Genomic DNA, 4,516 nt, shown 5'->3' with positions numbered 1-4,516 from the left:
CGCCGAACGCCCGCGTGCTCCCGTCCTGCGCCGGCGCGCCCGCCCCGGCCCCGCCGTCCGTGCCGCCCCGCTCGGCCGCGCCGCCGTCCTGGGACGCGACCGGCGAGGACGACCGGTGGGCGACCGGGGAGTCGCCGACGCAGGCCTGGGACACCCGCCCGTACGGCGCCGTCGCGCCGGGGGCGCACGACGACGGGGGCTACCCGGCCCCGGGGTATCCCGGGGAGTGGTCCGACGACCCGGACGCCGGGCCCCCGCCGGCCCCCGCCCCGCCGCGGCGCACCGGCTCCCTCCTCGCCCTCACCCTCCTGACGCTCACCGCGGCGGCCCTGCGCCCCGGCGCCACCCTGCTCGTGCTCGTCCCGGCCGTGCTGCTCGCCCGGACCGTCGGGTCGGTGGCCGAGGCCGTCGGCCGGCGGCGGGAGCGGGTCGGCGCGCGGCGCTCGGACGCCCTGCGGGCGGTCGTGTCCAGCCCGTGGCACCTGGTCCGCGCGCTCGTGACGCTGCTGCCCTCGCTGCTGGTGGCCGCCAGCCTCGCCGTCATCGTCCTCGGGGTCGGCTGGTGGCTGGTCGGGTCGGGCACGTTCGAGGCCGGGCCGCTGCGGGCCGTCGGCGACGCGCCCGCCCCGGAGTCGGTCGCGACGCTGCTCGTCGCCGCGGCCGCCGCCGGGCTCGCCGGGCTGTGGTGGGGGCCGGCCGCCCGGACCACCCGGGTCGGGGCGCGCCGGCTGCTCGGCGCGGTGGCGCCCGGGCGGGGCGGGGCGACGGTCGTGGTGCTGGCCGCGCTGGTCGGGGCGGGCGTGCTCGTGGCGCTCGCGGTGACCGGCACGCTCGTGGACTGGGCGCCGTTCGCGGCGCCGACGCTGCCGGTCGGGGCCTGACCGGCAGCGCGCCGCGGGCGGCCACCGGGTCCTCGCGATCCCGCCGCCGGAGGCCCAGGTCCGGCCCAGGTGCACCCCGTACGCTTGCGCGCATGACCGGGACCGCCGACGCGCGCGTGCCCGGCCCCCTGCTGCCCGGGGCCGGAGCACCCGGCCCTGCCGCCCCCGGCGCCGCCGCCGCGGTCGCGCGGGCCCGGCGTCCCGCGGCGCTGCCCCTGCTGACGGCGGTCGCGTCCCTGGTCGCGCTCGGCGGCGCGGGGTGGCTCGGCGCCGTCCGGACGGTCGTGCACCAGTGCGTGGCGATCGACGGCCCGCTCGCCCTGCTCGGCGTCCGGCTCGCGCTGCTCGAGGACGCGGCCGACTGCCCGACCGGCGTCGCGCTGCCGGTCGGGGCGTCCCACGGCGCGGTGCTCGCGCTGGGCCTGGTCCTGCCCCTCGTCGCCCTGCACGCGGCGCTCGGCGCGCTCGGCCTCGGCCTGACCGCCCTGCTCCTGCGCGCCGCCCGCACCGTGCGGGCCGTCCTCGGCGCCGTCCTGCGGCCGCTGCCGCGCGCCGCCCGCGGCCGCCTCACGGTCACCCCGCGCCCCGCGCCCGCCGCCCGCGCGGGCCACGCCCGCCCGGCCGTCCTGGCCCGTGCCCTGCACCCGCACCGGGGTCCGCCCGCGGCGCTCGCCTGAGCACCCGCAGCGCACCCGACCGAAGGAGAGCAGGACAGATGAGCAGCACCCCGAGCCCGGGCAAGGGCCGGCAGACGAAGGACGAGCGCCGCGACGCCGCCCGCGAGCAGGCGCGCGCGATGCGCGAGCAGCAGGCCAAGCGCGACCGGCGGAACAAGATCCTCGGCATCAGCATGCTGGCGGTCGCGGTCCTCGCGCTCGGCGGCGTCCTCGTGTGGGTCCTCACGCAGGGCGGCAGCAGCAGCGACGAGGCGCTGCCCGACTACCCCGACACCCCGCTGAGCGAGGTCACGGACGCCCCGGGCGCCGCGCTGCCCGAGGGCGGCATCCCGGTGGGCGCCGAGGGCGTGGGCGGGACGGTCGACGACAGCGTGGCCCGCGTCGACGTCTACCTCGACTACATGTGCCCCGCGTGCGGCGCCTTCGAGGAGGCGAACGGCGACAACCTGATCACGCTCGCCACCGAGGGTTCGGCCACGGTGGTCTACCACCCGATCGCGATCCTCAACCGGTTCTCGAACGGCACCGGCTACTCGACCCGCGCCGCCTCGGCGTCCGCGCTGGTCGCCGACGAGGCGCCCGACCAGTTCGCCGCCTTCAACGAGCAGCTGTTCGCCGGCCAGCCCGAGGAGGGCACGGACGGTCTCACCAACTCCGAGATCGCGGACATCGCCCGCGACGCCGGCGTGCCCGACGACGTCGCCGACCAGATCGCCGACGGCACCGCGCTCGACCGGTTCGGGCAGTGGGTGACCTCCGCGACCAACGAGGCGTCCGCGAACCCGGACCTGGTGAACCCGCAGAGCGGCAGCTTCGGCACGCCGACCATCACCATCGACGGCAAGCTCTGGACCGAGAACTGGACCGACCCGAACGCGCTGCTGCAGGCGGTCGGCTCCTGACCGCACGCTGACGGGCGCGCCGGGACGCGCGCGGCCCGGCCCCGGGGCGAGGTCCCCGGGGCCGGGGCCCGCGCGCGTCCCGGCCCCGGTCGCGGCCGCCCGGTCGCTGTAGACGCCACGTAGACTCCCGCGGTGCCCTCCCTGCTCGTGGACGTGACCCCGCTGCGCGTCAGCCCCGAGTTCCGCCGGCTGTGGTGGGGCCTGTCCGTCGCCAACCTCGGCGCGCAGCTGACGGTCGTCGCGGTCGGGCTGCAGGTCTACGGGATGACCGGCTCCACCTTCGCGGTCGGCCTCGTCGGGCTGTGCGCGCTCGTGCCGCTCGTCGTGTTCGGGCTGTACGGCGGCGCGATCGTCGACCACGCCGACCGCCGCAAGGTCGCCCTGATCGCCTCGGCGGTGAGCTGGGTCGCGACCGTCGGCCTCGCGATCCAGGGCTGGTCCGGCAACACCCACGTCGGGGTGCTGTACGCCCTGGTGGCGCTGCAGTCCGGCGCCGGCGCGGTCAACAGCCCGGCGCGGTCGGCGATCATCCCGCGCCTGCTCGAGCCCCGGCTGATGCCCGCGGCCAACGCCCTGCAGACGGTCGGCTGGAACGTCGCGCTGACCCTCGGGCCGCTGCTCGGCGCCGGCCTCGTGGCGCTGCTGGACTACGGCGTCGTCTACACGCTCGACGCGGTGCTGTTCACCTTCGCGTTCACCGCGCTGCTGCGGCTCCCGCCGATCCTCCCGGAGCCGTCGGAGACCCGGCGGGCCCGGGCCGGCCTGGCGTCGGTGCTCGACGGCCTGCGCTACCTCGGGACCCGGCCCAACGTGCGGATGACCTTCCTGGTCGACCTCGTCGCCATGATCACCTCGTCGCCGCGCGTGCTGTTCCCCGCCGTCGGCCTGGTCTACCTGGGTGGCGGCGAGACCACCGCGGGCGTGCTGACGGCGGCCGTCGCCGGGGGCGCCATGCTCGCCGGCCTGTTCTCCGGCGGGCTGGCGCGGGTGCGCTGGCAGGGGCGGATCATCGTCGTCGCCATCACCGTCTGGGGGCTCGCCGTCGCCGCGTTCGGGGCGGTGCTGGTCGCGGCCGGCCGGTCCGGGCCCGACCACGTGCTGTGGGCCGCGCTGGCGCTCGCGGTCGCCACGCTCGCCGCCGCGGGCGCCGCCGACGCGGTGAGCGCCGTGTTCCGGCAGACCATCCTGCAGACGGCCACGCCGGACGACATGCGCGGGCGGCTGCAGGGCGTGTTCGTGGTGGTGGTCGCCGGCGGGCCGCGGCTCGGCGAGCTGCTGCTCGGCTGGCTGTCGGGGGCGCTCGGCGAGGGCGGCGCGGCCGTCGTGGGCGGGCTCGCGTGCGTGGTCGTCCTCTGGGTGCTGGTGCGGGCGCAGCGCGGGTTCTGGCGGTACGACGCGCTCGACCCGCAGCCCTGAGCCCGGCGGCGCGAGGGCCGCGGGGGCCGTGGGGGCCGCGGCGCGGCCGGTAGGCTGGTCGGCGCGTGCGCTCCGGCGCCCGCCCGCCTCCTTAGCTCAGCTGGCCAGAGCAGCTGTCTTGTAAACAGCAGGTCGTCGGTTCGAATCCGACAGGGGGCTCTGCCGTACAGTCGCCGCCATGGGGACCTGGGGCGTGGGACCGTTCGAGAGCGACGGCGCGGGCGACCTGCTCGCGATGATCCGGCACGGCGACTTCACCTTCGCCGAGATCGACCCGTACTTCGAGGACGACGAGTACGTCGAGGCCGACGGCGGCCAGGCGGCGCTCGCGATGGTCGAGCTCGCGCTCGCCGTGCACGGCGCCCCGCACGCCGCGGTCCCCGAGGAGGAGACCCTCGTGCCGGCGTTCGCCGCGCACCTCACCCCCGACCGGACGCAGTGGCTCCTGGAGCAGGCCGACCGGGTGCTCGCCGACCCGGACACCTCCGAGCTGTACGAGCTGTGGACCGAACCGGGCGCCGACGCCTGGCTGGCGACGTCGCGCGCCTCGGTGGACCGCCTCCGCGCGCTCGCCGCGCGCTGACGCCGTCCGGGGCGCCGCGACGGCCCGCCCGCGCGGGCGCGCTGCTGCCGACGTGCG

General features: G+C 78.2%; 4 protein-coding genes, 1 tRNA gene and 1 pseudogene. All 6 read left to right on the top strand.

Annotation, left to right across the window (positions count from 1 at the left end; genetic code table 11):
- Positions 1-881: pseudogene (locus FA014_RS18190) on the top strand (hypothetical protein); the annotation flags it as partial.
- A gap of 92 nt (positions 882-973) precedes the next feature.
- The gene (locus FA014_RS18185; protein WP_154731029.1) at positions 974-1,558 is read left to right on the top strand and encodes a hypothetical protein; all 585 of its coding nucleotides are present in this window, start codon (positions 974-976) and stop codon (positions 1,556-1,558) included.
- A gap of 38 nt (positions 1,559-1,596) precedes the next feature.
- A complete protein-coding gene (locus FA014_RS18180; protein ID WP_154731028.1) occupies positions 1,597-2,460 on the top strand; it encodes a DsbA family protein in 864 nt (287 codons plus the stop codon).
- A gap of 132 nt (positions 2,461-2,592) precedes the next feature.
- The gene (locus FA014_RS18175) at positions 2,593-3,876 is read left to right on the top strand and encodes an MFS transporter (protein ID WP_154731027.1); all 1,284 of its coding nucleotides are present in this window, start codon (positions 2,593-2,595) and stop codon (positions 3,874-3,876) included.
- A gap of 85 nt (positions 3,877-3,961) precedes the next feature.
- Positions 3,962-4,035: transfer RNA gene (locus FA014_RS18170), tRNA-Thr, on the top strand.
- 19 nt (positions 4,036-4,054) lie between these two features.
- Entirely contained in the window at positions 4,055-4,459 is a 405-nt protein-coding gene (locus FA014_RS18165) for a DUF4259 domain-containing protein (protein WP_154731026.1), read from the top strand.
- Positions 4,460-4,516 lie beyond the last annotated feature (57 nt).

It is taken from the genome of Cellulomonas hominis (genome assembly GCF_005239125.1).
Taxonomy (GTDB): domain Bacteria; phylum Actinomycetota; class Actinomycetes; order Actinomycetales; family Cellulomonadaceae; genus Cellulomonas; species Cellulomonas hominis_A.
This window is presented reverse-complemented; position numbering and strand designations above follow the sequence as displayed.